Source organism: Paenisporosarcina sp. P4_D4 (assembly GCF_056401835.1).
In genome coordinates this window covers 1-1,229 of record NZ_JBFUIO010000307.1, presented here as the reverse complement: position 1 = coordinate 1,229, position 1,229 = coordinate 1, and the positions used below count along the sequence as shown (strand labels likewise).

Here is a 1,229-nt window from a genome sequence, read left to right as displayed (position 1 = left end):
GTTATCAATTCAGTCGGATTTATTGGATGCCAAACCCACGAGAGCTCTTAGTCCAATTTACCTTGTAGAAATCGAGTCGCATAAAAATAAAAAAGCACTGCAATTTGAATTGCAGTGCTAATTGTTTTTATTTGATTAACGTTTTAATATGTTAGTTCTTCTTTTGTACATCAATACGGAACACGTTACCCTTTTGTTGGGACCTTTTTTTGTCTATTTAAGACATATTTTTCGCGTAGAAGATTTCATCCATTTCTTTTTTCAGCTTCTTCGTAATCTCAATCTTTTCTTCTTCAGATAACTCATCTTCCTTGTACCCGAATAAGTAATTGTTAAGGTCAAATTTCTTCAGTTTACATTTTGTATGGAAAATGTTTTCCTGATAGACATTCACATCGATCATTTGGAAAACGTCCTGAACACTTTTAGGAATGAAATTTTGAATGGAATTGATGTCATGGTCTATGAAAAGTTTATGACCTTTCACGTCTCTCGTAAAGCCACGCACGCGGTAATCCATGACCATTACGTCTGTTTCAAAAGAGTGAATCAAATAGTTCAGAGCTTTTAATGGAGAAATCTCTCCACATGTTGAAATATCGATATCTGCACGGAATGTACTGATTCCTTCGTCAGGATGGTACTCAGGATATGTGTGAACCGTTATATGACTTTTGTCCAAATGACCTACTACTGTATCAGGAAACGGCCCAGGAGATTGCTTGAATGATTCCAATGGTGATTCATCGACCGGTCCTTCAGAAACAAGAATCGTCACACTCGCACCTTGAGGCTCATAATCTTGTTGCGCAATATTTAAAATGGTTGCCTCAATCATATCTGACACGTTGGTCAAGATGTTCGTAAGACGCTCTGCATTATATTGTTCGTCAATATAGTTGATATAAGCCTCGCGCTCTTCCTTAGTTCTTGTGTAGCATATATCGTACATGTTAAAACTTAATGTTTTGGTTAGATTGTTAAAACCATGTAATTTAATTCTTTCATTTGGCGTTAAACTCATATTATGTAATCCCCTTCTCAACTAAATTTTAGACAAATTTTGCACAGTAATTAAAAAATTTTTTGTGAAAAAAGCCATATTTTTCACATGCTATATTTTTCCCGAATTCATTATTGTGAAACATACAGTCAATTATATCACTTTTTACAAAATGGCAAATTCAATCATTTTATATTCTTTAAGTCACGGCATAATAGTATAGAAA

1 protein-coding gene is annotated in these 1,229 nt (G+C 34.3%); it reads right to left on the bottom strand.

Features of this window, described 5'->3' with window-relative positions; genetic code table 11:
* Positions 1-217 precede the first annotated feature (217 nt).
* Complete coding sequence (gene speD, locus AC1DSL_RS18370; protein ID WP_016427012.1) at positions 218-1,024, bottom strand: adenosylmethionine decarboxylase; 807 nt, start codon at positions 1,022-1,024, stop codon at positions 218-220.
* Positions 1,025-1,229 lie beyond the last annotated feature (205 nt).

Excerpts from the sequence above, each read along its gene's own strand:
- speD (WP_016427012.1), bottom strand. The coding sequence starts at position 1,024 with ATGAGTTTAACGCCAAATGAAAGAATTAAATTACATGGTTTTAACAAT.